The following is a 26,985-nucleotide window of genomic DNA, read 5'->3' on the forward strand; positions in this document are numbered from 1 at the left end:
ATCAGGACGACTCGGTGACGCCGCGCTTCATGAGGACGCCGAGCAGGCCGGGCGCCACGCTGTCAATGGCCTTGGCGGTCACCGCCATCCGCGGTGCGATGCGCACCGGACGGGTGCGGGCGGCGGTGACCATCCAGTCCGCGGCCTCCTCGGCCGACAGGCCCGGCATCGCCACGAATTCCTTGGTGGGCTCGATCATCGGGGTCTTCACCAGCGGGTAGTAGAGCGTCGTGGAGTGCACGCCCTTGCCCGACCACTCGGTCTCGGCGACCCGGCTCACCGCGGTGAGCGCGGCCTTGGACGCCTGGTACGCCCCGAACAGCGGTGAGGATTCGTTCATCACACCCCAGGTCGAGACGTTGATGACATGCCCGTCCCCGCGCTCGACCATGCCCGGCACCAGTGCCCGCATCAACCGCAGCGGCGCATAGTAATTCAGCGTCATGGTGCGTTCCAGATCGTGCCAACGCTCCAGCGATTCCAGCAGTGGGCGACGGATGGACCGGCCCGCATTGTTGACCAGGATGTCCACGCCACCGTGGCTTTCCAGGACCCGGGCCGACAGCGCGTCCACGGCATCGAGATCGGACAGATCGGCGGTCAGCGCCTCGGCGAGCCCGCCGCTGTTGCGGATGCCGTCGGTGACGGTGTCGAGCAGATCGGCCCGGCGGGCGACCAGGATGACGCTGGCCCCGAGTTTGGCCAGCTTCACCGCCGACGCCGCGCCGATCCCCGAGGACGCACCGGTGATCAGGATGCGCTTGCCGCGCAGTTCGATCTCGGGGCCGCGGCCCAGGTACTCGGTCAGCGGCGGCCGCATGCTGGTCAGCATCACCTGGTCGGTCAGGCGGCGCAGTGGGTTCTTGCTCACGCCGCCGAGTCTAGAGACTGCGATTTCGGCGCGTTCACGTACGTCTCGCGCACGTGAACGCGCCGAAATCGCTGCTCAGAAGTAGCGGGGGAAGCCGCTCCAGTCCGGGTCGCGCTTCTCCAGGAAGGCGTCACGGCCCTCCACGGCCTCATCGGTCATGTAGGCCAAACGTGTTGCCTCACCGGCGTACACCTGCTGGCCGACCAGTCCGTCGTCGATCAGGTTGAAACCGAACTTGAGCATCCGGATGGCCTGCGGGGACTTGCCGTTGATTTCGGCGGCCCACTGCAGGCCGGCGGTCTCCAGCTCCGCGTGGTCGACGACCTCGTTCACCGCGCCCATCTGGTACATGGTCGCGGCGTCATAGGTGCGGCCCAGGAAGAAGATCTCGCGGGCGAACTTCTGACCGGTCTGCCGCGCGAGGTAGGCGCTGCCGAATCCGCCGTCGAAGCTGCCCACATCGGCGTCGGTCTGCTTGAACCGGGCGTGTTCGCGGCTGGCCAGGGTCAGGTCGCAGGTGACGTGCAGGCTGTGTCCGCCGCCGGCCGCCCACCCGTTGACCAGGCAGATCACCACCTTGGGCATGAACCGGATGAGCCGCTGCACCTCCAGGATGTGCAGCCGGCCGGCGCGGGCCGGGTCCACCGTCTCGGCCGTCTCACCCTCGGCGTACTGGTAGCCGGTGCGTCCGCGGATGCGCTGGTCGCCGCCCGAGCAGAACGCCCAGCCGCCGTCCTTGGCCGACGGGCCGTTGCCGGTCAGCAGGATGACGCCGACGTCGGGGGACATCCGGGCGTGATCGAGCACCCGGTAGAGCTCGTCGACGGTGTGCGGGCGGAACGCGTTGCGCACCTCGGGCCGGTCGAACGCGATCCGGACGGTGGGTTGGGCCACCCCGTCGACGACGTGCCGGTGGTAGGTGATGTCGGTCAGCTCGAAGCCGGCGACGGGCTGCCAGCGGGACGGATCGAACGGGTTCTCGGTGCTCACGGAGTCGACTGTATCGGCTGTGATCCAGACGATGATTGGACCGCACCCCTGCGGGGTACAAAGGTCGGGACGATGCGTATGGGACGCACGAGGTAGGAGAGCACGATGAAGCGGTCGGCAAGTGTGTTGCTAGCGGGGATGGCGGTCGGGGCCGTGCTGGTCGGGTGCTCGCCGTCGGTCACCGGTGGCGATACCAAGTGCGAGGACTTCATCGGCGCGGACGAGAAGACGCAGAACGAAGCGGTCTCCAAGATGCTCAAGGACGAGAAGGGCGCCGATGCGGCGCAGCTGGAGATCACCGGCACCCGGCTGGCGGTGCAGACCTGGTGTCAGACGGTCGGTACCCCGGACGCGAAGATCAAGGAAGCCCCGCACCTGTAAGGGACCGGGTCAGAACCTGGGGCGCGCCCTCGGTGACGGCGATGGTGTGTTCGGAGTGGGCGGTGCGCGACCCGTCGGCCGATCGGAGGGTCCAGCCATCCGGGTCGTAGACGATCTTGCTGGTGCCCTGGGCGAACCAGGGTTCCAGGGCGAGCGTCAATCCGGGTCGTAGCACCAGCCCGCGCCCGGCGCGTCCCCGATTGGAGACGTGCGGGTCTTCGTGCATGGTGCGCCCGAGCCCGTGTCCGCCGAAGTCGGTGTTGACCGGATAGCCGTACTCGTCGGCGACCGCGCCGATGGCTGCGGAGATGTCGCCGAGCCGGCCGCCGGGCAGGGCGGCCGCGATGGCGGCCTCCAATGCCCGTTCGGTCGCCTCGATCAACCGCTGATCCTGTGGCCGCGGCGTGCCGACGATCAGGCTGCGCGCCGAATCGGCCACCCAGCCGTCGATCGACACGGCGATGTCCATACTGAGCAGGTCGCCGTCGCGCAGCGTGTAATCGTGCGGAAGGCCGTGCAGCACAGCGTCATTGACCGACAGGCAGATGACGTTGCGGAACGGTCCCCGACCGAAGGACGGCGCGTAGTCCCAATAGCAGGACACCGCGCCCCGGTCCTCGATCAGCGCCCGGGCCCGGTATTCCAGATCCAGCAGGTTGACGCCCACCGCGGCACGCGCCTGTAGGTCGTCGAGCAGCTCGGCGATGAACGCGCCGGTGGTGCGCATGGCCGCGATCTCCTGCGGCGTCTTCAGTTCCAACACCCGCGCGTCCTCTCCCTGGTGGCCGGTATAGAAATACCAGGGTAGTCGATGCGGCGGTATTTTCATACCGCCGTGACGTATCCTCGGTGCATGGTCCGTTCGCCCCTGACGCCGCAACAACGCGCCGCCGGTCAGCGCCTCGGCGCCTTCCTGCGGGAATGCCGGGGTGATCGCAAACCCACCGAGGTGGCGCACGCCGCGGGGATCTCCCCGGAGACGCTGCGCAAGATCGAGACCGGACGCCTGGCCACCCCCTCCTTCACGACGGTCGCCGCGCTCGCCTCGGTGCTGGGCGTCGCACTGGACGACCTGGCCCGGATCTGCCTGCCCGAACAGGATCTCCCGAGCACCGGATAGCGCTCTACGGGCGGATCCCGTGCGCCCGCAGGGCCGCGAGCAGACCGTCCGGGCGTTGCGCCGTCGGTAGCGGATCGACCAGCGCGAAGGCGCATCCGAGCGAACGGGCCCCACCGTCGGCCTCCTCGCTGTCGCCGACCATCAGCGAATCCACGGCCTCGACGCCCAGCCGGGCGAGTGCGACCTGGAAGATCGCCGGATCCGGTTTGACCGCACCGACTTCGAAGGACAGCACGTACTCGTCGACGCCCGTGCCCGCGGCCGCCAGCGCCGGCCGCAGATCGAACGCGATGTTCGACACCACCGCGGTCTTGATGCCGGCGGCACGCAGACCGTTCAGGGTGGCCGCGGTATCGGGATACGGCGTCCAGGAAGCCGGGTCGACCAGCTTGGGATACAGCGCCGCGGCGTCCTCGCCGGTGAGCCCGGATTCGCGCAGCACGTGCAGATATGCCTCGCGGTGCAGGTGCGGCTCCAGGTCGCGGTTTTCCCAGTTATGTTGCTGCTCTTCAGACATCGGGACCGAGTTGCCGGTGGGTGCGGTCACCCGGCGCATCAGCTCGGCCTGCACGTGGCCCTCCACCGCCTTCTCGTCCACGGTGATCCCGGCGAACCAACTGTCGTCTTCCTCCAGTCGGAACAGCGTGCCGGAGAAATCGAAGAGCACTGCGCGGATCACGTGATGAGTCCTTTCTAGAAATGGTCGGGGATGGCCGGGGCGACCGGCCAGCCGAACGCCACCGCCCCCCGGTGTGCCGAACCGGGGGTGAGCTCGCCGACCAGCCCGGCAGTGACGAGTTGGGTAAGGCTGACCCCGCCCAGGTAGACGGCGCCGAGATCACGCGCCGAGATTGCGAGATCAGCTGATGCGGTGGTCGTTTCGCACTCCGCTCCGTCGGTGTCGGCATGCAGCCGGTACCGGCCGGTGTTCCACGGGCAGAACTCGTCCCGTACGTCGAGCACGATGTCGATGGGGGCGGCGTAGCGACGCAGTGTGAGCGCACGATCCACCTCGACCAACCGGACGAACACACCGTCTTGGAGTTGGCACTGCAGCGCCCGCGGGTCGGCCACCAGGTGGCGCAACGGCTCGTCGACCGCGGCGCCGTCGACCCTGATGCTGCGCACCAGGTCCATCTCCAGCAGGAATCGCCAAAGCCGGGCGTAGGCGCGCGGATTGGTGGCGCGCACCTCCTCGATGTGCAGTTCGGCGTTGGGCCCGATGCTCGACCAGGCGGACTTGGGCCGGTAGATGGCGTACCCGCTCGGGCTGCCGTCGGGCTCGTGGTGCAGTACGAACCGGATCCGGCCGCTGTCCTTGCGGCGTTCCTCGTTGTCGTAGATCAGGTCGTCCCACCACGGCCGGGTCCGGCTCATCCGCCCGGGCAGCCCGGGCAGCACGTGATCGAAGATCGCCGGACCGTGGGCCAGCAGCGTCGCGGCATCCGTCTCGGTCACGGTGCCGGCCCCCAGCTCCACCCCCGGGCGGAAATCCAGGTCGCGCACCTGCCCGGTCAGCACCGAGTTCTGGCTGGCCATGCCATATCCGAACCGGCCGTAGATCATCGACTCCGAGGCGAACAGCATGGCCAGCGACTCGTCCGCGCGGGCCCGGACGGTGTCCAGTTGATGGCGCATCATCTGGGTCAGCAGGCCCCGGCGACGGTAGGCGGGCGACACCGTCACCGAGGTGACCGCGGCGACCGGCACCAGCGCCCCGCCAGGCAGACACACCTGCTTGCGGAAGTCACCCACGGTGGCCGCCCACCGGGTGCCGTCGTGGAATCCGAACATCCGGTCCAGGTCGGTGAACTTGCGGGCCAACTCGAGTTCGTCGGGCTGCGGATCTTCCAGGAACACCGAGTACAGCGCGGCGGTGAAGGCGGCGTAATCCTCATCGTCGCGGACGGTGCGCAGAGTCAGGTCCACCACACACTCATGTCTACCGTGCCGAGCCGGCCGCGCGCGCGGCCTTTTTCAGCAGCACCTCGCGTTCGGCCTCGTTGGCGGTCAGCGCGGCAGCGGCGGTGAACTCGGCGGCGGCCTCGGCGCCACGACCCAGTCGCGCCAGCAGTTCACCGCGCACGCTGGGCACCAGGTAGGACCCCGCCAGGCCGGTGATGCCGTTCACGATGGGCAGCGCCGCGCCCGGGCCGTCGGCCATCGCGATCGCCACCGCCCGGTTGAGTTCCACCACCGGTGAGGGCGCGATCCGGCGCAGCGCGTCGTACAGGGCGACGATGCGGGTCCAGTCGGTGTCCGCTGCGGTCGGGGCCACCGCGTGGCACTCGGCGAGCGCGGCCTGTAGCGCATACGGCCCCCTGCCCGAATCGCGTTGTTCGCGTGCGCGGTCCGCGCGCTGCAACGAGCGGACGCCGCGCTGGATCTGGGACCGGTCCCAACGGGTGCGGTCCTGGTCTTCCAGCAGGACGGGATTCCCGTCGGCATCGGTGCGGGCGGCGAACCGGGACGCCTGGAACTCCATCAGGGCGACCAGGGCGTGCACCTCCGGTTCGTCCGGCGTCAGTGCCTGCAGGACTCGGCCCAGACGCAAAGCCTCACTGCATAATTCGTCGCGAACCCAGCGCTGCCCGGCCGAAGCCGAGTAGCCCTCGTTGTAGATCAGGTAGATCACCGACAGCACCGCCGACAGGCGTGGCGCGAACTCGGCCCGGTCGGGCACCTCGAAGGCCGCACCGGCGAGCGACTTCTTGGCCCGGGTGATCCGCGCGGCCACGGTGGCCTTCGAGGTCAGGAAGGCGCGGGCGATCTCGTCGACGGTCAGCCCACCCACGATGCGCAGCGTCAGCGCGATCTGCGCCTCGCGTGAGAGCGACGGGTGCGCGGCGATGAAGATCAGCCGCAGCACATCGTCATCGATGCGGTCGGGGTCCCAGAGTTCCTCGGTGTGCAGCTCGAGGTCGCGGGCCAGCTCCGCGTACTTGACGTCCAGGTTGTCCTGGCGCCGCCACAGGTCGATGGCCTTGCGCTTGGCCACCGTGGTCAGCCACGCTCCCGCATTGCGGGGGACACCGCTGCTCGGCCATTGGGTGAGCGCGTCGACCAACGCCTCCTGGGCCAGATCCTCGGCCAGTCCGATATCGCCGACGATGCGGGTCAGGGTGGCGACGATCCTGGCCGCCTCCATCCGCCAGACGGCGTCGACGGTGTCGCGTAGGCCAGGCACTGCGATCACCACCCCCGGTCGCTGCGCTCCTGCCCGCCGGACCACGCTGGCGCGGGTCAGGCGTCGGCGGAGTCCTCGGCGTCGGCGCGGAAGAAGAACAGGCTGGCCACGAAGCTGGTCAGGGACAGCAAGCCGGCGACGAAGGTCAGGCCGATGCGCTCGAAGCCGAAAGTGCCGACGCTCATCGCGAATCCGATGATCGCGAGCATGCTCAGGAACAGGGCCCCGGTGCTGAGTGCCTCAGACCGGGCAGGCGGCGCGGCCGACCATGTCGGGCCGGCGGTGTGGTCGTTCATCCGGGGTCCTATCTCGAAGCGGTTAGCGGTCTGTACCCCGCCCCGCGGCGGTTCAACCCCGACCGCGCCCGTTGGTGGGACGGATCAGCCGACCGAACGGGCGGCGCCCTCCCAGAACTGCGCCCGCACGGCCTTCTTGTCGGGCTTACCCAGCGCGGTGATCGGCACCGAGTCGACCACGACGACCTGCTTGGGCACCTGGACCGAACCCTTGCGCTCCTTCACCGCGGCCTGGATCTCGGTGATCATGGTGTCGACCGCGGCGGCATCGGTCGAGGCGTCCGGGCGCAGCACCACCACGGCCGTAACCGCCTCACCCCACTTCTCGTCCGGGGTGCCGATCACGCACACCTGCGCGACCGAGGGATGTTCGGCCACAACGTCTTCGACCTCACGCGGGAAGACGTTGAAGCCGCCGGTGACGATCATGTCCTTGGTGCGGTCGACGATGAAGTAGAAACCGTCCTCGTCCTCGCGGGCCAGGTCGCCGGTGTGCATCCAGCCGTCGCGGAAGGTCTCGGCGGTGGCTTCGGGCAGATTCCAGTAACCACCGGACAACAACGGGCCGGCCACGCAGATCTCGCCGACCTCGCCCCGGGGCACCGGGTTTCCGTCCTCGCCGAGCAGCGCGACCTTGGCGAACAGGGTCGGCCGGCCGCACGAGGTCAGCCGCTTCTCGTCGTGATCCTTCTTCGACAGGTAGGTGATCACCATCGGGGCCTCGGACTGCCCGTAGTACTGCGCGAAGATCGGCCCGAACCGCCGGATCGCCTCGGCGAGGCGCACCGGGTTCATCGCCGAGGCGCCGTAGTAGACGGTCTCCAGCGAGGACAGGTCCCGGGTGTGGCTGTCGGGGTGGTCCATCAGCGCGTAGATCATCGAAGGCACCAGCATGGTCGCGGTGATCTTCTGTTCCTCGATGATGCGCAGCACCTCGGCGGGGTCGAACTTGGTCAGCACGACCAGCTCGCCGCCCTTGACGATGACCGGGGTGAAGAAGGCCGCGCCGGCATGCGACAGGGGTGTGCACATCAGGAACCGCGGGTTCTCCGGCCACTCCCACTCGGCCAGCTGCACCGTCGTCATGGTGGTGATCGACTGCGTGGTGCCGATGACACCCTTGGGCTTACCGGTGGTGCCGCCGGTGTAGGTCAGGCCGCCGATGTGATCCGGCGGCAGATCCGCGGCGACCAGCGGCTTGGCCGGGTACTTGGCGGCCTCGGCGGCCAGGTCGACAGCGACGTCGGACAGCTCGGCGGGGACCGGGCCGATGGTCAGGATCTGCTTGAGTGAGGGCACCTTCTCCAGCAGTCCCAGTGCCCGCTCGACGAACATCGGGTTGGGGTCGATGATCAGCGCGGTCACCCCGGCATCGGAGAGCACATAGGCATGGTCATCCAGGGAGCCGAGAGGGTGTAGTGCCGTGCGGCGGAACCCCTGGGTCTGCCCGGCGCCGATGATCATCAGCACCTCGGGGCGGTTCAGTGACAGCAACCCGACCGCCGCGCCGGTGCCCGCGCCGAGCGCCTCGAACGCCTGAATGTACTGGCTGATGCGGTCTGCGAGTTCGCCGCCGGTCAGCGTGGTGTCGCCGAGGAACAGCACCGGCCGGTCCTTGTGGCGCTTCAGCGCGCCGGCGGTGAGATGGCCGGAGTGCAGGAAATGGCGGAGCTGCGCGTCACTCATAGGTTCAGATTAGAACGTGTTACAGAATTTCTTTCAAGGCCCGCGTCCTGGAGGGACGGTGTTCACTGGAGCGATGAGCCCGAACGCCGACCTGCGCCGGGCGATCCTCGCGCTGTCCCGCGAACGCGGACCGGACAAGACGATCTGCCCCTCGGACGCCGCTCGCGCGGTCGGTGGCGAGCAATGGCGCGACCTGATGGAGGACGCGCGCGACCTGGCCCGGGAACTGGCCCGCCGGGGCGAGGTGGAGATCAGCCGGCGGGGCGAGGTCCTCGACCCCGACGTGCCCTGGCGCGGACCCGTGCGGATCCGCGCCAGATAACGCGTCCTACCGGCCGGCCGCGACCCGCGCGGTCTGCGCGGCCTTCTCGGCCAGGTCGGCCCTCCACTGGATCTCCTTCTGGATCCACGGGTTGTCGGTGTCGAACTCCTCGGTCTCGCTGACCCGGCGGACCTCCAGCTTCACCCCGGGTCCCAGCGGGCACTTGCGGGCCCACTGCTTGGCCTCCTCGGCCGAGGAGGTCTCGATGATCCAGAACCCGTTGAACAGCTCCTTGGCCTCGGTGTACGGCCCGTCGGTGACCACCGGGGGGTCGGCGCCGAAGTCGACGACGAAGCCGTCCTCGGGTTCACACAGGCCCTCACCGGCGAGCATCACGCCCGCCTTGATGAGTTCCTCGTTGTAGCGGCCCATCGACTCGATCACCTCGCTGAAATCGACGTCGGCGAAGTCCGCGGCGGCGGCGGGATCGACCCGCATGATCATCATGTAGCGCGACATTGTGTTCTCTCCTTGTTCACTGACGTGTCCGTCGAAGGGCTGTCTGTCGGGCCCTCGTCGATACGTCGAACGGAACCCACACAGAATCGACACGCGCCGCGTTCTTTTCTCATCGCACGTTCGCGGCCTCGCGCGAACTAACCTTGCCGCCATGCCCAGCCCCCAGCAGCCGGCCGACCTGGTGATCACCGGCACCGTCCTCACCGTCGACGAGGCGCGGCCCACTGCGCGGAACGTCGTCGTCGCCCACGGCCGCATCGCCGCGCTGGACGTGCCGGAGGACCGACTGCCGGACTGGATCGGGCCGGACACCACCGTGGTGTCCGCCGGGGACGGTTGCGTGTTGCCCGGTTTCGTTGAGGCGCACGGGCATCCGTTGATGGAGGCGGTGGCGCTGTCGGACCGGATGGTCGACATCCGGCCGGTCACGTTGAGTTCGGCCGACGACGTGGTGGCCGCGGTGCACGCCGAAGTCGCTCGCCGCGGCGCCGACGGCGCGTACCTCAACGGCTGGGACCCACTGCTGCAGAAGGGATTACCCGATCCGACGCTGGAGTGGCTGGACGGTATCGCCGACACCCCACTGGTGATCCTGCACAACTCGGGGCACAAGGCGTTCTTCAACTCCGCGGCGGCGCGGATGGTCGGGATCACCCGGGACACCCCGGACCCCAAGGGGGCCCGGTACGGTCGCGACGACGCCGGTGAACTCGACGGCACCGCGGAGGAATCCGCCGCGGTGTTCTCGCTGATCGGCGGTGCCGTCTCGGTCGGTGATTATCCGGCGATGCTGCTCGCCGAGTGCGACCGGCTCAACCGGGCCGGCCTGACCACCTGCTCGGAGATGGCGTTCGACCCGATGTTCCGTCCGGTGCTCGCCGCCATGCACGATCAGCTGACGGTGCGGTTGCGCACCTATGAGATGTCGACCGCCGAATTGCACACCGAGGCACAGCCCTTCGATGGTGACGACGTGGTCCGTCAGGTCGGCATCAAGATCTGGGTGGACGGTTCCCCGTGGGTCGGCAACATCGACCTGACCTTCCCGTACCTGGACACCGAGGCCACCCACACCATCGGCGTGGTGCCCGGGTCGTGCGGGCACGCGAACTACACCCGCGAGCAGCTGTCCGAGATCGTCGGCGCATTCTTCCCCAAGGGCTGGCAGCTGGCCTGCCACGTGCACGGGGATGCCGGCGTGGACACCATTCTGGATGTCTACGAGCAGGCCCTGCGGGCCCATCCGCGCGAGGACCACCGGCTGCGCCTGGAGCATGTCGGCGCCATCACCGACGAGCAGCTGGCCCGCGCGCACGCGCTCGGGGTGACCTGCAGCCTGTTCGTCGACCACCTGCACTACTGGGGTGACGTCATCGTCGACGGGCTGTTCGGGCCGGAGCACGGTGATCGCTGGATGCCGTGCGGCTCGGCGGCCGCGACCGGCATGCGTATCTCGCTGCACAACGACCCGCCGGTCACCCCGGAGGAGCCACTGCGCAACATCAGCGTGGCCGCGACCCGGACGGCCCCGAGCGGACGGGTGCTCGGGCCGGAGCAGCGTCTGACGGTGGAGCAGGCCATCCGGGCACAGACCATCGACGCGGCATATCAACTGTTCGCCGAGGACCGGATCGGGTCGATAGAGGTGGGTAAGTATGCCGATCTCGTTGTGCTGTCCGCCGATCCGCGCGCCGTGGACCCCGAAGACGTTGCCGGACTGGAGGTCCGGGCGACGTATCTGGCCGGGCGGCAGGTTCATCCGAAACCCGCATGAGTTGACAGCTGTCATGGCAGGCTGTCGGGCATGCCTGAGCTTGCCGAACCCCGATTTCTCGATGAGCGCGTCGCGCACTGGGCGGCCACCAAGCCCGTCGACGAGGCCATCACCTATCTGAGCCGAACCTGGACCTGGTCGCAGTTCGACGACCGGGTCCGCCGGATGGCGGGCGCGCTGACCGCGCGCGGTATCGGCCGTGGCGATGTGGTGGGCTTCCTGGACAAGAACCACCCGGCGTGTGTGGAGGTGACGCTGGCGGCGGGATCGCTGGGTGCGGCCACCACCATCGTCAACTTCCGGTTGGCCGGCGAGGAGGTCGAATACGTCCTCAACGACTGTGGCGCCAAGGTGTTGTTCGTCGGCGAGGAGTTCGTGGCCACGGTGGAGTCGATCCGCGACCGGCTGCCCGGCGTGTCGGAGGTCATCGAGGTCAAACCCGAAGGCGGCGACGAGTACGAGGCGGTGCTGGCCGCGGCCACCCCGGCCGAGCGTGCGGCCGACCTGCACACCGACGACACCGTGGTGGTGATGTACTCCTCGGGCACCACCGGCCGCCCCAAGGGCGTCACCATCAGTCACGCAAACCTGATCGCGCACACCGTCAACGCCTTCGACGAGTGGCCGTTCCGGGACGGTGACAAGAACCTGGTGTCGATGCCGCTGTTCCACGTCGGTGGTACCTCCTACATGCAGTTCGGGCTGTACAACGGCGCCGCGAGCTACATGACCCGCGACATCGACGGCGCCGCCCTGGCCGGTGGCATCCTGGCCGGCTGCAACCGGACCTTCCTGGTGCCGGCCGTGCTGGCCACGGTGCTGCAGGCCGGCCCGGACGCGGTGGCGCTGTTCGGTGCGCTGAAGACCTTCTCCTACGGGGCCTCGCCGATGCCGTTGCCGTTGCTGCGCGAGGCGCTCAAGGCCTGGCCGGAGACCGACTTCATCCAGGTGTACGGGTTGACCGAGGTGTGCGGGGTGGCCACCCGGTTGGGTCCCGACGATCACCGCGGGGACAACCAGGACCGGTTGGTCAGCGCCGGTAAACCCATCAACGGTGTCGAGGTGCGGATCGTCGATCCGGACACCCTCGACGACGTCGAGGTCGGCAAGCAAGGTGAAATCTGGTTCCGGACAAAGCAGTTGATGAAGGGGTATCACAACAAGCCGGAGGCCACCGCCGAGGCCGTCACCCCTGACGGGTGGTTCCGCACCGGTGACATCGGTCGGCTCGACGAGGACGGTTATCTGTTCGTCGAGGACCGGATCAAGGACATGATCATCACCGGCGGCGAGAACGTCTATTCGATCGAGGTCGAGCGGATTCTGGCCGAGCATCCGGCCGTCGTCGAGGTCGCGGTCTTCGGGGTGCCCGACGAGAGGTGGGGCGAGGCTGTCAAAGCCGTTGTGGCGCTGCAGGAAGAGACTCCCGAAACCGAACTGATCGGGTGGGCCCGGGAGCGGCTGGCCGCCTACAAGTGCCCCAAGACCGTCGACGTGGTGGAGGCGTTGCCGCGCAACCCCACCGGCAAGATCCTGAAGCGCGATCTGCGCCAGCAGTATTGGGAGGGCCGCGAGCGCGCCACCGTCTGAGAGAAAACACTGTTCTTCTCGGTCCGGCCGGAGTAGTTTGGCGCCCATACGTGTGCCGAAGATACGGGGGATGCGGAGATGGCACATGCACGCGGATGTCGAAAACTGTTCCGAACAGCGGCGATCCTGACCGTCCTCGCGGTGACGGTCGGCCTACTCGGGCCGCCGCACGCCGGTGCCTGGTCCCGGGCCGGGTTGCCGGTCGAGACGGTGATGGTGCCGTCGGCGGCCATGGGGCGCGATATCAAGGTCCAGTTTCAGGGCGGCGGGACGCATGCGGTCTACCTGTTGGACGGTCTGCGCGCCCGCGAAGATGCGAACGGCTGGGACATCGAGACCGCCGCCTTCGAGTGGTACTACCAATCCGGGTTGTCGGTGGTGATGCCGGTCGGCGGCATGTCGAGCTTCTACACCGACTGGTACCAACCGGCGGCGGGCAACGGCACGGTGCAGACCTACAAGTGGGAGACCTTCCTGACCAGCGAGCTGCCGCAGTGGCTGGCCGCCAACAAGGGGGTCTCGGCGACGGGTAATGCGGTGGTCGGACTGTCGATGTCGGGGAACTCGGCGCTGATCCTCGCGGCCTTTCACCCGCAACAGTTCATCTACGCCGGCTCGTTGTCGGCGTTCCTGAATCCGTCGGTCGGCGTCTGGCCCGGGCTGATCGGGCTGGCCATGGGCGACGCCGGGGGCTTCTCGCCGGCGGCCATGTGGGGCGCGCCGGGAGATCCGGCGTGGGCGCGCAACGATCCGACGCTGCAGGTCGGCCGCCTGGTGTCGAACGGCACCCGGATCTGGGTCTACTGCGGGACGGGCACCCCGGGCGAGTTGGGCGGTAACGACGGCGTCTCCGGCCTCCTGGAGAACACCGCGCTGCAGAGCAACCTCAACTTCCGAGACCAGTACGTCGCCGCCGGCGGGACCAACGCGGTGTTCAACTTTCCGCCGACCGGCACGCACACCTGGGGTTACTGGGGTGCGCAGCTGCAGCAGATGAAACCGGACATTCAGCGGGTGTTGGGAGCCGGCTGACCGCCTTTTCGGCATGATGGGCGACATGTTGGACGCGCCATCGCTCGACGAGATCCTGGCGCGCCTGCATGTCGTCGCACTGCCGATGCGGGTCCGGTTCCGCGGCATCACCGTTCGCGAGGTGGCGCTGTTCGACGGCCCGGCCGGCTGGGGGGAGTTCGGCGCCTTTCCCGAGTACGGGCCGGCGGAGGCCGCGCACTGGCTGGCCGCCGGGATCGAGGCCGCCTACGTGCCGGCGCCCACCCCGCTGCGGGACCGCATTCCGGTCAACGCGACGGTGCCCGCGGTGGAACCGGCCCGGGTGCCCGAGGTACTGGCCCGTTTCCCCGGCGCGCAGACGGCAAAAGTGAAGGTCGCCGAGCCGGGGCAGACGCTGGCCGACGACATCGCCCGGGTCGACGCGGTGCGCGCGCTGGTGCCCAAGGTGCGGGTGGACGCCAACGGCGGCTGGAGTGTGGCCCAGGCGGCCACCGCGGCGGCCGCGCTGGGATGTCTGGAGTATCTCGAACAGCCCTGCGCCACAGTCGAAGAGCTGGCCGAGCTGCGTCATCAGATCGCCACCCCGGTCGCAGCGGACGAGTCGATCCGTAAGGCCGACGACCCCATGCGGGTGGTGGCGCTGCGGGCGGCCGATGTGGCCGTGGTCAAGGTCGCGCCGCTGGGCGGGGTCCGGCGGCTGTTGGAGATCGCCGGACAGATCGGAATCCCGGTGGTGGTGTCGAGTGCGCTGGACAGCGCGGTCGGCATGTCCCGAGGGCTGCTGGCCGCAGCATGTCTGCCGGAGTTGCGGTACGCGTGCGGGCTGGGCACCGGCGGGCTGTTCGTCGAGGATGTGGTCGATCCGGTCGCCCCGGTGGACGGCTACCTACCGGTCGGGCCGGTGGCCCCGGACCCGGCGCGGCTGTCCGGGCTGGCCGCTTCGGGGGAGCGGCGGCAATGGTGGATCGACCGGATCCGGGAGTGCTATCCGCTCATATCCGAGTAGACCGCTACTCGATCCGGGGGCGGCGCGGGGCCAGACACTGGGGGCATGACCCGTTTGCAGGTGGGACTGATGGACATGGTGCTCGCGGGCCGGCCCGGAGTCGATTCGCTGACCCGCGCGAACTATCTGGCGGCGGTCGCCAACCGTGTCGATTCGTTCTGGATTCCCGACCACATCAACTCGTTGTTCCCCACCGCGCTGTGGCAGCCGAAGTATGCCGGTGCCGCCCGCATCGTGCCGACCGCCGATGCCTATCTGGAACCCTGGACCATGTTGGGCCATCTCGCCGCCCGCAACCGCATCGGACGGTTGAAGCTCGGGGTCAGCGTCACCGATACCGGCCGCCGCAACCCGGCCGTCACCGCCCAGGCCGCCGCCACCGTGCATCTGCTCACCAAGGGCCGGGCGATCCTGGGGATCGGGACGGGGGAGCGCGAGGCCAATGAACCCTACGGGGTGCCGTGGGACAGGCCGGTGGCACGGTTCGAGGAGGCGATGGCCACCATCCGCGCCCTGTGGAACTCCGGTGGTGAACTGGTGAACCGGGATTCGGAGTTCTTTCCGCTGCGCAACGCAGTCTTCGATCTGCCGTCGTACCGGGGCAGGTGGCCGGAGATCTGGATCGCCGCGCACGGTCCCCGCATGCTCCGGGCTGCCGGCCGCTACGCCGACGGGCTGTTTCCCGCCTTCCCGCACTCCCCGCAGGAGTACGCGCAGCGGCTGGACGTCGTCCGGTGCGCGGCATCCGATGCGGGCCGGGATCCGATGGCCATCACGCCGGCCATGTGGATGATCGTCGTCACCGGCCGCACTGCCGGCGAGGTGGACGATGCGCTCGATTCAGAGTTGATCCGGGCGGGCGGACTACTGGCCTCAGACGAGCGCTATGCCCGGCACGGTGCCCAACATCCGCTGGGTGAGGGGTTCGCCGGCGCCCAGGACATCCTGCCCCAGGCATGGGATGAGCAGACTGCGCTGTCCTACATCAAGGGCGTTCCGCCGGGCCTGTTGCGCGAGATGATGCTGTGCGGCACACCGGACGAGGTACTGGAACAGGCCGCCGTCTGGCGTGACCACGGCGTGCGGCATCTGGTCGTCGTCAACGGCTCGCTGCTGCAACGGAACTTCGGCAAGGGCATCGCGTCGATGGTGCCGTTCACCAAGGTGTTGCGGTCGCTGCGCCGGCTGTGAACGCCGGTTTCCGACGGAACAACACCCTTGGACAAGCGGTACTACCGGCAGTCTGCAGTCCCGGTGGTACTGCCGGTAGTACCACGACGCAGCACGGTGGCCAGCGCCCCCGCCACGTCCTCGTTCACCAGCTTCTCGACCCCGGCAATGGCCTCACCGGCCGTCTGCCCGCGGCCCCGCAGCATCGTCGGGCAGTCCGGCATGTCCTGATCTGTGGGGACCATGGCGTAGACGCCATCCGAAATCTCCCGCACCATGAGATGCGTGAAGCGATCCGTGGTGCTGCTCGGGTACCCGGGCGTGCAGGCCCTCGATCTGGTCGGTCCGTTCGAGGTGTTCACCGCCGCCACCCTGGCACTGGCCGGTCAGGGGCAGCACGAGGACGGTTACGACGTCGTCATCGCCTCCCCGGACGGCCGCCCCGCCAGCACCGGGACCGGTCTGGAGATCGTCGCGCGACGGTTGCCCGCCGGGCCGGTGGACACCGTGCTGATACCCGGGGGCGCCGGTATCGAAGATCTGCGCGGCGACCGCGCGGTGCTGGACTGGTTGCGGCGCTCGGCGCAGACCTCGAGGCGGGTGGTCAGCGTCTGCACCGGGGCGTTCCTGGTGGCCGAGGCCGGCCTGCTCGACGGCTGCCGGGCCACCACCCACTGGGCGTTCGCCGACCGGCTGGCCACCGAATTCCCGGGTGTGGCAGTTGATCCGGACCCGATCTTCATGCGCAGTTCGGACACGGTGTGGACGGCGGCCGGGGTCACCGCGGGCATCGATCTGGCGTTGACCCTGGTCGAAGAGGACCACGGCACCGAGCTCGCACAGACCGTGGCCCGGTGGTTGGTGCTCTACCTGCGCCGTCCCGGTGGGCAGACGCAGTTCGCGGCCCCGGTCTGGGCGCCGCGGGCCAAACGGGCTCCGATCCGTGAGGTACAGGAAGCCATCGAGGCGGAACCCGGTGGCGCGCACCGCATCAGCGAGCTGGCCCGGCGTGCCTCGATGAGCCCACGGCACTTCACCCGGGTATTCACCGACGAGGTCGGGGAGGCTCCCGGTGCGTACGTCGAACGGATCCGCACCGAAGCCGCCCGGCGCCAGCTGCAGGAAACCGACGACACCGTCACCGCCATCGCAGCCCGGTGCGGCTTCGGCACCGCAGAAACCATGCGACGCAACTTCGTTCGCCGCATCGGCATACCACCTGACCATTACCGCAAGACCTTCGCCTGAGGAGAGATCATGCAGATCGCCATCGTGCTGTACCCCGGATTCACCGCACTGGACTTCATCGGTCCCTACGAGACGCTGCACTACCTGCCCGACGCCGAAGTCCGGTTCCTATGGCATGAACCCGGCCCCGTCACCGCCGACTCCGGCGTCCTCACCGTCGGCGCCACACACTCCTTCGCGGAGACCCCGTCCCCGGACATCATCCTGGTGCCCGGCGGGCCGACCACCTTCGAGCACGCCCGCGACGAGGCGGTGCTGGCCTGGTTGCGCAAGGCCGACGCGACCTCGACCTGGACCACGTCGGTCTGCTCGGGGTCGGTGCTACTGGCCGCGGCCGGGCTGCTGGAAGGACGCAAGGCCACCTCGCACTGGATCGTGGTGCCGATGCTCAAAACCTTCGGGGTGACCGCGGTCGGCGACGAGCGGGTGGTGCACCAGGGCAAATACGTCACCGCGGCCGGAGTGTCGGCCGGGATCGACCTGGGATTGTGGCTGGCCGGGCAGATCGCCGGCGAGGCGAAGGCCAAGGCGATCCAGCTGGGTATCGAGTACGACCCGCAGCCGCCGTTCGACTCCGGCCACATTTCCAAGGCCTCGGTGTCCACCAAGGCCGCCGCCACCGCACTGCTCTCCCGGGACGTGCTGAAGCCGGCCACGCTGAAGGCCAGTACGGCGCTGCTGTGGGACCAGGCGATCCGCAGGGTTCGCGCCCGCAAGTAGGCTCGAGCAAGTGAATCTTGCTTACGTCGACAAAGGCGGCACCGGCGAACCGGTGCTTTTCATCGCGGGCCGAGGCGGCGCGGGCCGCACCTGGCACCTCCATCAGGTGCCCGCATTCCAGCGCGCCGGCTACCGCGTGATCACGTTCGACAATCGTGGGGTGGGCGCCACGGAGAACGCCAGCGGCTTCAGCACCGAGCAGGTGGTGGCCGACACCGCCTCGCTGATCGAGAAGGTGGTCGGCGGACCGGTCCGGGTGGTCGGGGTGTCGATGGGTTCGTTCATCGCCCAGGAGCTGATGGTGGCCCGCCCCGAGCTGGTCACCCAGGCGGCGCTGATGGCGACCCGCGGCCGGCACGACGGCGCCCGCGACTTCTTCAACAAGGCCGAACGCGACTTCCACGACGCCGGCATCACCTTGCCGCCCAGCTACGACGCGAAAATCCGTCTGCTGGAGAACTTCTCACCGAAGACGCTCAACGACGACCGGGCGGTGCAGGACTGGGCCGAGATGTTCACCATGTGGCCCACCAAGTACACCCCGGGCCTGAGGAGCCAGCTCGCCGTCTCCCCGGAGGGCAACCGGCTGCCCGCCTACCAGCACATCAAGGCGCCGGTGCTGGTGATCGGCTTCGCCGATGATGTGCTGATGGCCCCGCATCTGAGCCGTGAGGTGGCCGACGCCATCCCGAACGGCCGCTATCTGGAGATCCCCGACGCAGGTCACCTCGGCTTCATCGAGCGCCCCGAGGTGGTCAACGAGGCCATCCTGGAATTCTTTGCCGAAGCGAAGCAATAAGCTGTTCTGGTGAACCCCTCGACGACCCAGGCCCGCGTCGTCGTCGACGAACTCATTCGCGGCGGCGTGCGTGACGTGGTGCTGTGCCCCGGGTCACGCAACGCGCCGCTGGCGTTCGCGCTGCACGACGCCGACCGCGCCGGGCGGATCCGCCTGCACGTGCGCATCGATGAGCGCACCGCCGGCTACCTGGCCATCGGTCTGGCGGTGTCCGGGCAGGCCCCGGTGCCGATCGCGATGACCTCGGGCACCGCGGTGGCCAACCTGGGCCCGGCCGTGGTCGAGGCCAACTACGCCCGGGTTCCGCTGATCGTGCTGAGCGCCAACCGGCCCTACGAACTGCTGGGCACCGGTGCCAACCAGACCATGGAGCAACTCGGCTACTTCGGCGGACAGGTGCGGGCCAGCATCAGTCTGGGGTTGGCCGAACACGGCGACATGGCCGCGCTGAACGCCCAGTGGCGGTCGGCGACCTGTCGAGTTCTGGTGGCGGCCAAGGGATCCCGCAGCGCCAATGCGGGCCCGGTGCAGTTCGACATCCCGTTGCGTGAGCCGTTGGTGCCGGACCGGGACAACATGGACGCCATACCGCCGGGCCGCCCGGACGGCCGGTCCTGGACCCACACCCCGCCGGTCACCTTCGACCAGCCGCTGGAGATCGACCTCACCCCGAACACCGTCGTCATCGCCGGTCACGGCGCCGGGCTGCACCCCAACCTGGCCGGGTTGCCCACGGTGTCCGAGCCCACCGCGCCGACCGGCCTGCACGCGGCGACCCCGCTGCACCCGCTGGCCTTGTCGCTGCTGCATCCCGAGCAGGTCATCATGCTGGGCCGGCCGACCCTGCACCGACCGGTGTCGGCGTTGCTGGCCGACCCGTCGGTGCCGGTCTTCGCGCTGACCACCGGCCCGCGCTGGCCCGACGTGTCCGGTAACTCACAGGCCACCGGCACCCGCGCGGTCACCACCGGCACCCCCGATCCGGCCTGGCTGCAGCGGTGCGCCGAGCTGAACGAGCGCACGTGTGCGGCCGTGCGCACCCAGCTCGAGCAGCACCCACACACCACCGGCCTGCACGTCGCGGCTGCCGTCGCCGCCGGGTTGCGTGACGGTGACCAGCTCGTGCTCGGCGCCTCCAACCCGGTGCGCGACATCGCCCTGGTCGGGCTCGGCGCGCCGGGGGTCAAGGTGCGGTCCAACCGCGGGGTGGCCGGTATCGACGGGACCATCTCCACGGCGGTCGGTGCGGCACTGGCCCACGAGCGCGACGGCGACGGCCCGCCGCGTCGGACGATCGCGCTGATCGGCGACCTGACCTTCGTGCACGACAGCTCCGGGTTGCTGATCGGACCGACCGAGCCGCGGCCGCGGAACCTGACCATCGTGGTGTCCAACGACAACGGGGGCGGCATCTTCGAGCTGCTCGAGCAGGGCGACCCGCGGTTCTCCGATGTGTCCTCACGCATCTTCGGCACCCCGCACGACGTGGACATCGCCGCGCTGTGCCGGGCCTATCACGTGGACAGCCGCCAGGTCGAGGTCGACGCGCTCGCCGATGTGCTGGGCGAACCGTTCGAAGGCATGCGGGTCCTGGAGGTGAAGGCCGACCGGTCCTCGCTGCGCGCGCTGCACGCCTCCATCCGGGCGGCGCTCGGGTGAGCTTTGTCGCCGTGCTGAAAAGCCGCTGGTGGCACAGGCTTCCGCGGATGTTCGGCGACGGCACCGAGACCCGGGCGCAACGCGTCATCCGGCGGGTACGGGTGGGCATCATCCTCGGGGCCTGCCTGGTCACCCTGCAGTCGGTGCTGTTGGTGCTCGGCGCCTGGGAGAACGACCGGCGGATCGAACGCCATATGGCGGTGGCCGCCGCCGAGGTGCTCGACGCCGGCCCGCGCCGTTCGACGATCGAGTTCGTCACCCCCGACCGGGTCACCTACCGGCCCGAGCTCGGCGTGCTCTACCCGTCCGAACTGGACACCGGTATGCGGATCTACGTCGAATACGACCGCACGGACCCCGATCTGGTGCGGGTACGGGACCGCAACGCGGCGTTGGCCATCATCCCGGCCGGCTCGATCGCGGTGCTGGGCTGGTTGATCGCCGGTGCGGCGCTGCTGGTGGTCGCCGTGATCGCCCGGCGGATCGACGATCCGGCCGCCGCGGATCAACCCGGTCGAGATCAGGAAGACGCGACCAACCTGTCCAGCCAGTCGTCGGCGTAGATGTCGACCAACTCGTCGTTCACCAGGTCGTAGACCGTCGGTGTGCCGGTGTTCACCGGATCGATCAGATACAGGTATTCGTAGTTCATCTCGTCCATCTCGGCTGTGTCGACCGCGCCCTCACCCTCGGCGATGCGTTGCGCCAGTTCCCCGGGTATCCCCGCGGTGCGGGCCTTCTCGGCCATCTCGGCATCGGTCGGGCCCCGGCCGGACGGATCCTGGTCGCTCCACAGTTCCTCGACGAAGCGCTGGAAGGCGACCGCCGGGGTGCGATCGTCCTGGGCCACCACGAACAGCGCATTGCTGACCCGCTCGGAGTAGTGGTAGTCGGCGGTCTCCAGGAACGTCATCGGACGGTAGGTGACCGCGAGCTGACCCGTTGCGAGGTAATGCCGGATGGAGTCGCCGGTATCGCGCTGCAGGTCCGCGCAGTGTGAACACTGCGGTTCGGCGAAGATCTCGATCCGCACCGGGGCATCGGCGAATCCGGCGACCACACCGAAACCGTCCTCGCTCACCTGCGTCAACGGTTTGTTGGGGTCGGATTGCGCGCTGCCCTCGATCGCGCGGCTGCAGCCCACGCCGGCCAGCAGCGTCAAACCGGTGAGCAAGGCCAACATTCGATGCACGTGGCCCACCGTACCGTCGTCGAGGTGTTCGTATGCCCGATGCCGGCGCGCAACCGCGCCGCCACCCGGCGCTGAGACAGTGCGGGTGTGCGCGTTGCGATCGTTGCCGAATCCTTCCTCCCGAATGTCAACGGCGTCACCAACTCGGTGCTGCGGGTGATCGAGCATCTCCGCCGCACCGGCCACGAGGTGCTCGTCATCGCGCCGGACACCCCGCGGGGGCAGCCGCCCGCCGACCGTGTCCATGACGGTGTCCGGGTGCACCGGGTGCCGGCGTACCTGCTTCCCACGGTGACCTCGCTGCCGCTGGGCGTGCCGCGTCCCCGGATGGTCGGTGTGCTGCGCGGTTTCGATCCCGACGTGGTGCATCTGGCGTCTCCGGCGCTGCTGGGCTGGGGTGGTGTGCACGCCGCCCGGCATCTGGGGGTGCCGTCGGTCGCGGTGTTCCAGACCGATGTGGCCGGCTTCGCCGAGAGCTACGGCGTCGGCGTGCTGTCCCGGGCATCCTGGATGTGGACCCGCAGGCTGCACAGCAAAGCCGACCGGACCCTGGCGCCCTCCACCTCGGCTATGGAAGACCTTGCCGCCCATGGTGTTCCGCGGGTGCACAAGTGGGGTCGTGGGGTGGATATCACGGGTTTCGTGCCCTCGGCCCGCGATGCGGCGCTGCGTGCGCGATGGTCATCCGACGGTAGGCCGATCGTCGGCTTCGTCGGCCGGCTGGCCCCGGAGAAACATGTCGAGCGGTTGGCCGCGCTGGCCGCACGCCCGGACCTGCAGCTGGTCGTCGTCGGCGACGGTATTGACCGAGCCAAACTCGAATCCTTGATTCCGACAGCGGTTTTCACCGGCGAGCTGCGCGGTGCGGCGCTCGCGGCGGCCTACGCCAGCATGGACGTCTTCGTGCATCCCGGTGAGCACGAGACGTTCTGCCAGGCCGTGCAGGAGGCGATGGCCTCCGGTCTGCCGGTCATCGCGCCCGACGCCGGCGGCCCGCGCGACCTGGTCGCCCCGATGCACACCGGCCTGCTGCTGGGCGTCGAGGAGTTCGAGTCCCGGCTGCCCGCCGCGGTCGATCATCTGATCGCCGAGCGGCCACGCTACTCGGCGGCGGCCCGGCGCAGCGTGCTGGCCCGGACCTGGCCGGCGGTCTGCGATGAGCTGCTCGGACACTACGACGCCGTCCAATCCCGGCGAGCGCCCGCGGGGGTACGCCGACACGCCGGGTAGGCGGGCAGGGTGCGGTCGCCCGGCGGTGATAAACCCCCACACCGGCCGCCCGCTGCACCGACAATTGGTCGGTGAGCATCCCCACCCAGTCCTCCTCGACGTGGGCGCCGCTGCGATCGCCGATCTACCGTGCGCTGTGGATCGCTCAGCTGGTCTCCAACTTCGGCACCTGGATGCAGACGGTCGGCGCGCAGTGGATGCTGGTCGGCGACCCGCGAGCCGACGTCCTGGTCCCGCTGGTGCAGACCGCGACGACATTGCCGGTGATGCTGCTGGCGTTGCCGTCGGGGGTGCTGGCCGACCTGATCGACCGCCGCCGACTGCTCATCGCCACCCAGGGGGCGATGGCCGCCGGGGTGGGCCTGTTGGCCTGTTTGACCGGCGCCGGGCTGACCACGCCGGCCGTGCTGCTGATGCTGTTGTTCATGATCGGCTGTGGCCAGGCGCTGGTGGCCCCCGCCTGGCAGGCCATCCAGCCTGATCTTGTTCCTGCTCAGCAGATTCCGGCGGCCGCGGCGCTGGGCAGCATGAGCGTCAACCTGGCCCGGGCCATCGGCCCCGCGATCGCCGGGGTACTGGTGTCACTGTCCGGGCCCACGCTGGTGTTCGCGCTCAACGCGGTGTCCTTCGTCGGGATCGTGGTCGTGCTCGTGTCCTGGCGGCCGGTCTCCGTCGAACGCAGCGAACCGCCGGAGCGGGCCCTGGCGGCGCTGAGCGCCGGTGGCCGGTTCATCCGCAGCTCGCCGATCGTGCGCCGGATCCTGCTGCGCGCGGCGTTGTTCATCGCACCCGCCAGCGCGCTGTGGGGACTGCTCCCGGTGATCGCGAGCAGGCAGCTGGGCCTGTCCTCGGCCGGCTACGGCGTGCTGCTGGGCGCACTCGGCGCGGGGGCGGTGCTGGGCGCGTTCCTGCTGGCGCGGCTGCGGTCCCGCTACGGCCAGAACGCGCTGCTGACCACCGGCGCCGCCGGGTTCGCGGGGGCCACCGCGGTGCTGGCGCTGGTACCGAACTTCGCCGCCGCGGTGGTGGTCCTGCTGATCGGCGGCGCGTCCTGGCTGCTGTCGCTGTCCACGCTGAACGCCTCCATGCAGCTGAGCCTGCCGTCCTGGGTGCGGGCCCGCGGACTGTCGGTGTACCAGCTGGTCTTCATGGGCGGGCAAGCGTTGGGTTCGCTGGTGTGGGGGCTGGTCGCCGCGGCCACCACCAGCGTCACCAGCCTGCTGATCAGCGCCGCGCTGCTGGTGGTGTGCGGGCTGTCCTCGCTGTGGTGGCCGTTGCACGCCCGGACCGGTGACCTGGATCTGACCCCGTCCTCGCACTGGCCCGAACCGAACCTGGTGTTCGATCCGGCACCGCTGGACGGCCCGGTGCTGGTGATCACCGCCTACCGGGTCACGCCGGACAACGAGCACGACTTCCTTGCCGCGATGGAGGCGCTGGGCCGGTCCCGGCAGCGCACCGGGGCGGCGCAGTGGCGACTGTTCCGCAGCGTCGAACACGAGTCGACGTTCGTGGAGACCTTCGTGGTGCGCTCCTGGGGGGAGCACATGCACCAGCACCACACCCGGCTCACCGGCCATGACCTCCTGGTCGAGCAGGCCGTGGAGCGCTACTCCGACGGGGTGCCGGTGTCCGAGCACTACCTCGCGGTGCGCGACTGACGCCGGCTGACCCGGCGGCCGAGCGTCAGCCCTGGGCCTGGATCGCGACCGGCTGCCATTCCCGCCAGGTCGCCAGCCGCTGCGCGTAGTCTGCCTCGGCGATGCCCAGCGGGACCTCGCCGAAGAACACCCGCAGCGGCGGCTGTTCGGCGTCGACGATGGTGAGCACGGCATCCGCGGAGGCCTTCGGGTCGCCGAACCGGGTGGTCCGCTTGCTGCGGGCCTCGGCGGCGGCGGCGTGGGCGTCGGCGTAGGCGGCCAGCGGCTCGGCCCGGCGGGCCGAGGAGCCTGCCCAGTCGGTGGCGAAGCCGCCCGGCTCGATCAGCGTGACGTGGATGCCGAAGCCGGCGACCTCCTCGGCCAGCGACTGGGAGAACCCCTCCAGCGCCCACTTCGAGGCGTTGTAGATGCCGACGTTGGCGAACGCGCTGATACCGCCGATCGAGGACACCTGCAGGATGTGCCCGCTGCGCTGGGCCCGCAGGAACGGCAGGGCGGCCTGGGTCACCCAGAGCGCACCGAACACGTTCGTCTCGATCTGGTCGCGGGCGTCGGCCTCGGTGAGCTCCTCGATGAAGCCGAACTGGCCGTACCCGGCGTTGTTGACCACCACGTCGAGCCGGCCGAAATGAGTGTGGGCCTGCTCGACGGCGGCGAAGTCGGCCGCGCGGTCGGTGACGTCGAGCTGCAGCGCCAACACCGCGTCGCCGTACTTGGCGACCAGGTCGTCCAGTGTCGCGGTGTCGCGGGCGGTGGCGGCCACCTTGTCGCCGCGCTCCAGGGCGGCGATCGCCCACTCCCGGCCGAAGCCGCGGGACGCACCGGTGATGAACCAGATCTTTTCAGCCATATCTCTCTCCTGTCATGCCGTCTGCTCAGCGGGTGCAACGTCATCACGGAATCCCCATTCCCGGAAGATCGAGACTCACAGGTAGTTTTAATCCGATGAGTAGGGCGTCACTGGAGAAGGACCCGCACGAGGTCGCATCGATGTTCGACGGTGTGGCCCGCCGCTACGACATCACCAACACCGTGATGTCGCTGGGCCAGGACCGGTTCTGGCGTCGCGAGACCCGGGCGGCGCTGCAGATCGGACCGGGGGACCGGGTGCTGGATCTGGCCGCCGGGACGGCGGTGTCCACCGTCGAACTGGCCACCTCGGGGGCCTGGTGTGTGGCCGCGGACTTCTCCGTCGGGATGCTCGCCGCCGGTGCGGGCCGCAATGTGCCCAAGGTGGGCGCCGACGCCACCCGGCTGCCGTTCGCCGACGACTCCTTCGACGCGGTGACCATCAGCTTCGGGCTGCGCAACGTGGTCGACCACGTCGCCGGGCTGCGGGAGATGGCGCGGGTGACCCGCCCGGGTGGGCGGCTGGTGGTGTGCGAATTCTCCACCCCGACCAACGGGTTCTTCGCCACCGCGTACAAGGAGTACCTGATGCAGGCGCTGCCGATGATGGCGCGCGCGGTGTCGAGCAACCCCGACGCCTATGTGTATCTGGCCGAGTCGATCCGGGCCTGGCCGACGCAGGCGCAGCTGGCCGAGCGCATCCGCGAAGCCGGCTGGGAGGCGGTGCGGTGGCGCAATCTGACCGGCGGGATCGTCGCCCTGCACGCCGCGGTGAAACCGGGCGCATAGGCGGGTGAGCGTTCCGGTCCTGGCGCTCGCCGGTTTCCTCGGTGCCGGTAAGACGACGCTGCTCAATCACCTGCTGCGCAACAGCCGCGGAGTGCGAATCGGCGCTCTGGTCAACGACTTCGGCGCGGTGAACATCGATGCCATGTTCGTCGCCGGCCAGGTCGACGCGATGGCCTCGCTGTCCAACGGCTGCATCTGCTGCGCCACCGACGCATCCGAGGCCGCCGAGATGTTGGGCCGGCTGGCCGCGGTGCGCCCCGCCCTGGACCTGATCGTGGTCGAGGCCAGCGGGATCGCCGAACCGCCGGTGCTGGCCCGCACCATCGCGGCGGCGGGGGACGACCGGTTCCACTACGCCGGGCTGGTGCTGGTCGTCGATACCGCCCAGCCCGCCGATCTGGGACACGGGGTGCGGGTGGCGGATCTGGTGGTGCTCAACAAGGTCGCCGACGCCCCGAGCACTGATGCGGTCGACACGCTGGCTGCCCGGGTACGTGCGGAGAATCCGCGGGTTCCGTTGGTGTACACCGACTTTGCGCGGGTCGACCCCACCTTGCTGATCGATCCGCCGGTGCGCCGTCCGCCACAGGGGCCGACCCAGTTGTCCCTGGACGAGTTGTTGCTGGAGGACTCCGACCACCACGACCATGAACACCCGGCCTATCAGAGCGTCGAGTTCAGTGCCGATGCTCCGGTGAATCCACGCCGGTTGATGGCCTTTCTGCAGGACCGTCCGGCCGGGCTGTACCGGGCGAAGGGCTTCGTCGATTTCGGGGCGGGCGGTCGCTACGGCGTGCAACTGGTCGGAAGTTCGTTGCGGTTCGACAAACGCGGTGCCGCCGGGCGGGGCAGCACGCTCGTGCTCATCGGCACCGGCCTCGACGAGGCCGCGGTGCTCTCGGCGCTGGAGGACTGCACGCGTGAGCCCGCCGACGAGAACGCCATGCTGGCCGTGCACAGGTACATCGTGTGACC

The 26,985-nt window shown here is 69.3% G+C and carries 29 protein-coding genes; 17 read left to right on the forward strand and 12 right to left on the reverse strand.

All coding sequences use genetic code 11. The annotated features are described in order from the left end of the window. Position 1 precedes the first annotated feature (1 nt). Together K0O62_RS04670 and K0O62_RS04675 are read right to left on the reverse strand one after the other, a co-directional pair. Entirely contained in the window at positions 2-871 is an 870-nt protein-coding gene (locus K0O62_RS04670; RefSeq protein WP_073857080.1) for an SDR family oxidoreductase, read from the reverse strand. Positions 872-946: 75 nt separating this feature from the next. Then, complete coding sequence (locus tag K0O62_RS04675; protein WP_073857079.1) at positions 947-1,861, reverse strand: 1,4-dihydroxy-2-naphthoyl-CoA synthase; 915 nt, start codon at positions 1,859-1,861, stop codon at positions 947-949. 105 nt (positions 1,862-1,966) lie between these two features. On the opposite strand from K0O62_RS04675, the gene K0O62_RS04680 reads away from it, so the two are divergent. After that, complete coding sequence (locus K0O62_RS04680) at positions 1,967-2,242, forward strand: hypothetical protein (RefSeq protein WP_073857078.1); 276 nt, start codon at positions 1,967-1,969, stop codon at positions 2,240-2,242. Here K0O62_RS04680 and map read toward each other — a convergent pair. After that, positions 2,220-3,005 carry a type I methionyl aminopeptidase gene (map, locus tag K0O62_RS04685; protein WP_073857077.1) on the reverse strand — a complete coding sequence of 262 codons (786 nt, stop codon included), beginning with the start codon at positions 3,003-3,005 and terminating at the stop codon, positions 2,220-2,222. The genes K0O62_RS04680 and map overlap by 23 nt on opposite strands. A gap of 90 nt (positions 3,006-3,095) precedes the next feature. On the opposite strand from map, the gene K0O62_RS04690 reads away from it, so the two are divergent. Continuing rightward, positions 3,096-3,362 (forward strand): helix-turn-helix domain-containing protein, encoded by a 267-nt coding sequence (locus K0O62_RS04690; protein ID WP_073857076.1) that lies wholly within the window; start codon positions 3,096-3,098, stop codon positions 3,360-3,362. 4 nt (positions 3,363-3,366) lie between these two features. On the opposite strand, the gene K0O62_RS04695 is transcribed toward K0O62_RS04690, so the two are convergent. The 5 genes from K0O62_RS04695 to fadD8 form a co-directional block, all read right to left on the reverse strand. Further along, positions 3,367-4,041 (reverse strand): HAD family hydrolase, encoded by a 675-nt coding sequence (locus K0O62_RS04695; protein ID WP_073857075.1) that lies wholly within the window; start codon positions 4,039-4,041, stop codon positions 3,367-3,369. Between the two features lie 14 nt (positions 4,042-4,055). After that, the gene (locus tag K0O62_RS04700) at positions 4,056-5,294 is read right to left on the reverse strand and encodes a GNAT family N-acetyltransferase (RefSeq protein ID WP_073857074.1); all 1,239 of its coding nucleotides are present in this window, start codon (positions 5,292-5,294) and stop codon (positions 4,056-4,058) included. A gap of 10 nt (positions 5,295-5,304) precedes the next feature. Then, the gene (locus K0O62_RS04705) at positions 5,305-6,510 is read right to left on the reverse strand and encodes an RNA polymerase sigma factor (RefSeq protein ID WP_079244131.1); all 1,206 of its coding nucleotides are present in this window, start codon (positions 6,508-6,510) and stop codon (positions 5,305-5,307) included. Between the two features lie 95 nt (positions 6,511-6,605). Continuing rightward, entirely contained in the window at positions 6,606-6,845 is a 240-nt protein-coding gene (locus K0O62_RS04710) for a hypothetical protein (protein ID WP_073857073.1), read from the reverse strand. An 84-nt stretch (positions 6,846-6,929) separates the two neighbouring features. Then, the gene (fadD8, locus tag K0O62_RS04715; RefSeq protein WP_073857072.1) at positions 6,930-8,531 is read right to left on the reverse strand and encodes a fatty-acid--CoA ligase FadD8; all 1,602 of its coding nucleotides are present in this window, start codon (positions 8,529-8,531) and stop codon (positions 6,930-6,932) included. Positions 8,532-8,604: 73 nt separating this feature from the next. On the opposite strand from fadD8, the gene K0O62_RS04720 reads away from it, so the two are divergent. Further along, positions 8,605-8,853 (forward strand): DUF3253 domain-containing protein, encoded by a 249-nt coding sequence (locus tag K0O62_RS04720; RefSeq protein ID WP_073857071.1) that lies wholly within the window; start codon positions 8,605-8,607, stop codon positions 8,851-8,853. Between the two features lie 6 nt (positions 8,854-8,859). On the opposite strand, the gene K0O62_RS04725 is transcribed toward K0O62_RS04720, so the two are convergent. Then, positions 8,860-9,312 carry a YciI family protein gene (locus K0O62_RS04725; protein WP_073857070.1) on the reverse strand — a complete coding sequence of 151 codons (453 nt, stop codon included), beginning with the start codon at positions 9,310-9,312 and terminating at the stop codon, positions 8,860-8,862. Positions 9,313-9,463: 151 nt separating this feature from the next. On the opposite strand from K0O62_RS04725, the gene K0O62_RS04730 reads away from it, so the two are divergent. From K0O62_RS04730 to K0O62_RS04750, 5 genes are all read left to right on the forward strand, one after another. Continuing rightward, on the forward strand, positions 9,464-11,086 hold the full coding sequence (locus K0O62_RS04730; RefSeq protein WP_073857069.1) for an amidohydrolase: 1,623 nt from the start codon (positions 9,464-9,466) through the stop codon (positions 11,084-11,086). A 30-nt stretch (positions 11,087-11,116) separates the two neighbouring features. After that, a complete protein-coding gene (locus tag K0O62_RS04735; protein ID WP_073857068.1) occupies positions 11,117-12,676 on the forward strand; it encodes a long-chain-fatty-acid--CoA ligase in 1,560 nt (519 codons plus the stop codon). Positions 12,677-12,754: 78 nt separating this feature from the next. Further along, positions 12,755-13,708 (forward strand): esterase family protein, encoded by a 954-nt coding sequence (locus K0O62_RS04740; protein WP_079244601.1) that lies wholly within the window; start codon positions 12,755-12,757, stop codon positions 13,706-13,708. A 25-nt stretch (positions 13,709-13,733) separates the two neighbouring features. Then, positions 13,734-14,693 (forward strand): o-succinylbenzoate synthase, encoded by a 960-nt coding sequence (locus K0O62_RS04745; RefSeq protein ID WP_073857188.1) that lies wholly within the window; start codon positions 13,734-13,736, stop codon positions 14,691-14,693. 45 nt (positions 14,694-14,738) lie between these two features. Next, on the forward strand, positions 14,739-15,884 hold the full coding sequence (locus K0O62_RS04750) for an LLM class flavin-dependent oxidoreductase (RefSeq protein WP_073857067.1): 1,146 nt from the start codon (positions 14,739-14,741) through the stop codon (positions 15,882-15,884). A gap of 41 nt (positions 15,885-15,925) precedes the next feature. Here K0O62_RS04750 and K0O62_RS04755 read toward each other — a convergent pair whose 3' ends face one another. Beyond that, positions 15,926-16,108 carry a hypothetical protein gene (locus K0O62_RS04755; RefSeq protein ID WP_131817408.1) on the reverse strand — a complete coding sequence of 61 codons (183 nt, stop codon included), beginning with the start codon at positions 16,106-16,108 and terminating at the stop codon, positions 15,926-15,928. A 40-nt stretch (positions 16,109-16,148) separates the two neighbouring features. On the opposite strand from K0O62_RS04755, the gene K0O62_RS04760 reads away from it, so the two are divergent. From K0O62_RS04760 to K0O62_RS04780, 5 genes are read left to right on the forward strand one after another with little or no spacing between them, the layout of a single operon-like run. Then, the gene (locus K0O62_RS04760; protein WP_097933627.1) at positions 16,149-17,111 is read left to right on the forward strand and encodes a GlxA family transcriptional regulator; all 963 of its coding nucleotides are present in this window, start codon (positions 16,149-16,151) and stop codon (positions 17,109-17,111) included. A gap of 9 nt (positions 17,112-17,120) precedes the next feature. Beyond that, the gene (locus tag K0O62_RS04765; protein WP_073857064.1) at positions 17,121-17,831 is read left to right on the forward strand and encodes a DJ-1/PfpI family protein; all 711 of its coding nucleotides are present in this window, start codon (positions 17,121-17,123) and stop codon (positions 17,829-17,831) included. 10 nt (positions 17,832-17,841) lie between these two features. Next, positions 17,842-18,630: an alpha/beta fold hydrolase gene (locus tag K0O62_RS04770; protein ID WP_073857063.1), complete on the forward strand. Its 789-nt coding sequence runs from the start codon at positions 17,842-17,844 to the stop codon at positions 18,628-18,630. Between the two features lie 9 nt (positions 18,631-18,639). Next, a complete protein-coding gene (menD, locus tag K0O62_RS04775) occupies positions 18,640-20,289 on the forward strand; it encodes a 2-succinyl-5-enolpyruvyl-6-hydroxy-3-cyclohexene-1-carboxylic-acid synthase (protein ID WP_073857062.1) in 1,650 nt (549 codons plus the stop codon). A 47-nt stretch (positions 20,290-20,336) separates the two neighbouring features. Then, on the forward strand, positions 20,337-20,852 hold the full coding sequence (locus K0O62_RS04780; RefSeq protein ID WP_079244682.1) for a DUF3592 domain-containing protein: 516 nt from the start codon (positions 20,337-20,339) through the stop codon (positions 20,850-20,852). On the opposite strand, the gene K0O62_RS04785 is transcribed toward K0O62_RS04780, so the two are convergent. After that, positions 20,810-21,472, reverse strand: coding sequence for a DsbA family protein (locus tag K0O62_RS04785; RefSeq protein WP_073857060.1), 663 nt, complete (start codon positions 21,470-21,472; stop codon positions 20,810-20,812). The genes K0O62_RS04780 and K0O62_RS04785 overlap by 43 nt on opposite strands. Before the next feature lie 96 nt (positions 21,473-21,568). On the opposite strand from K0O62_RS04785, the gene K0O62_RS04790 reads away from it, so the two are divergent. Continuing rightward, positions 21,569-22,711, forward strand: a complete 1,143-nt coding sequence (locus K0O62_RS04790; RefSeq protein WP_073857059.1) for a glycosyltransferase family 4 protein — start codon at positions 21,569-21,571, stop codon at positions 22,709-22,711. Between the two features lie 77 nt (positions 22,712-22,788). Continuing rightward, positions 22,789-24,372, forward strand: coding sequence for an MFS transporter (locus K0O62_RS04795; RefSeq protein ID WP_372512807.1), 1,584 nt, complete (start codon positions 22,789-22,791; stop codon positions 24,370-24,372). Between the two features lie 25 nt (positions 24,373-24,397). Here K0O62_RS04795 and K0O62_RS04800 read toward each other — a convergent pair whose 3' ends face one another. Next, positions 24,398-25,222, reverse strand: a complete 825-nt coding sequence (locus tag K0O62_RS04800) for an SDR family oxidoreductase (protein WP_073857057.1) — start codon at positions 25,220-25,222, stop codon at positions 24,398-24,400. A gap of 95 nt (positions 25,223-25,317) precedes the next feature. On the opposite strand from K0O62_RS04800, the gene K0O62_RS04805 reads away from it, so the two are divergent. After that, positions 25,318-26,010, forward strand: coding sequence for a demethylmenaquinone methyltransferase (locus K0O62_RS04805; RefSeq protein WP_073857056.1), 693 nt, complete (start codon positions 25,318-25,320; stop codon positions 26,008-26,010). A gap of 4 nt (positions 26,011-26,014) precedes the next feature. Beyond that, complete coding sequence (locus K0O62_RS04810) at positions 26,015-26,983, forward strand: CobW family GTP-binding protein (protein ID WP_073857055.1); 969 nt, start codon at positions 26,015-26,017, stop codon at positions 26,981-26,983. The last annotated feature ends 2 nt before the right edge of the window (positions 26,984-26,985 follow it).

It is taken from the genome of Mycolicibacterium diernhoferi, from assembly GCF_019456655.1.
Taxonomy (GTDB): domain Bacteria; phylum Actinomycetota; class Actinomycetes; order Mycobacteriales; family Mycobacteriaceae; genus Mycobacterium; species Mycobacterium diernhoferi.

What these genes read in the sequence shown, in the direction of transcription:
- K0O62_RS04680 (WP_073857078.1), top strand. Translation starts at nt 1,967, where the DNA reads ATGAAGCGGTCGGCAAGTGTGTTGCTAGCGGGGATGGCGGTCGGGGCC.
- K0O62_RS04690 (WP_073857076.1), top strand. Translation starts at nt 3,096, where the DNA reads ATGGTCCGTTCGCCCCTGACGCCGCAACAACGCGCCGCCGGTCAGCGC.
- K0O62_RS04705 (WP_079244131.1), bottom strand. Translation starts at nt 6,510, where the DNA reads ATGGAGGCGGCCAGGATCGTCGCCACCCTGACCCGCATCGTCGGCGAT.
- K0O62_RS04710 (WP_073857073.1), bottom strand. Translation starts at nt 6,845, where the DNA reads ATGAACGACCACACCGCCGGCCCGACATGGTCGGCCGCGCCGCCTGCC.
- fadD8 (WP_073857072.1), bottom strand. Translation starts at nt 8,531, where the DNA reads ATGAGTGACGCGCAGCTCCGCCATTTCCTGCACTCCGGCCATCTCACC.
- K0O62_RS04720 (WP_073857071.1), top strand. Translation starts at nt 8,605, where the DNA reads ATGAGCCCGAACGCCGACCTGCGCCGGGCGATCCTCGCGCTGTCCCGC.
- K0O62_RS04725 (WP_073857070.1), bottom strand. Translation starts at nt 9,312, where the DNA reads ATGTCGCGCTACATGATGATCATGCGGGTCGATCCCGCCGCCGCCGCG.
- K0O62_RS04730 (WP_073857069.1), top strand. Translation starts at nt 9,464, where the DNA reads ATGCCCAGCCCCCAGCAGCCGGCCGACCTGGTGATCACCGGCACCGTC.
- K0O62_RS04735 (WP_073857068.1), top strand. Translation starts at nt 11,117, where the DNA reads ATGCCTGAGCTTGCCGAACCCCGATTTCTCGATGAGCGCGTCGCGCAC.
- K0O62_RS04740 (WP_079244601.1), top strand. Translation starts at nt 12,755, where the DNA reads ATGGCACATGCACGCGGATGTCGAAAACTGTTCCGAACAGCGGCGATC.
- K0O62_RS04745 (WP_073857188.1), top strand. Translation starts at nt 13,734, where the DNA reads ATGTTGGACGCGCCATCGCTCGACGAGATCCTGGCGCGCCTGCATGTC.
- K0O62_RS04750 (WP_073857067.1), top strand. Translation starts at nt 14,739, where the DNA reads ATGACCCGTTTGCAGGTGGGACTGATGGACATGGTGCTCGCGGGCCGG.
- K0O62_RS04755 (WP_131817408.1), bottom strand. Translation starts at nt 16,108, where the DNA reads ATGGTCCCCACAGATCAGGACATGCCGGACTGCCCGACGATGCTGCGG.
- K0O62_RS04765 (WP_073857064.1), top strand. Translation starts at nt 17,121, where the DNA reads ATGCAGATCGCCATCGTGCTGTACCCCGGATTCACCGCACTGGACTTC.
- K0O62_RS04780 (WP_079244682.1), top strand. Translation starts at nt 20,337, where the DNA reads ATGTTCGGCGACGGCACCGAGACCCGGGCGCAACGCGTCATCCGGCGG.
- K0O62_RS04785 (WP_073857060.1), bottom strand. Translation starts at nt 21,472, where the DNA reads ATGTTGGCCTTGCTCACCGGTTTGACGCTGCTGGCCGGCGTGGGCTGC.
- K0O62_RS04800 (WP_073857057.1), bottom strand. Translation starts at nt 25,222, where the DNA reads ATGGCTGAAAAGATCTGGTTCATCACCGGTGCGTCCCGCGGCTTCGGC.
- K0O62_RS04805 (WP_073857056.1), top strand. Translation starts at nt 25,318, where the DNA reads ATGAGTAGGGCGTCACTGGAGAAGGACCCGCACGAGGTCGCATCGATG.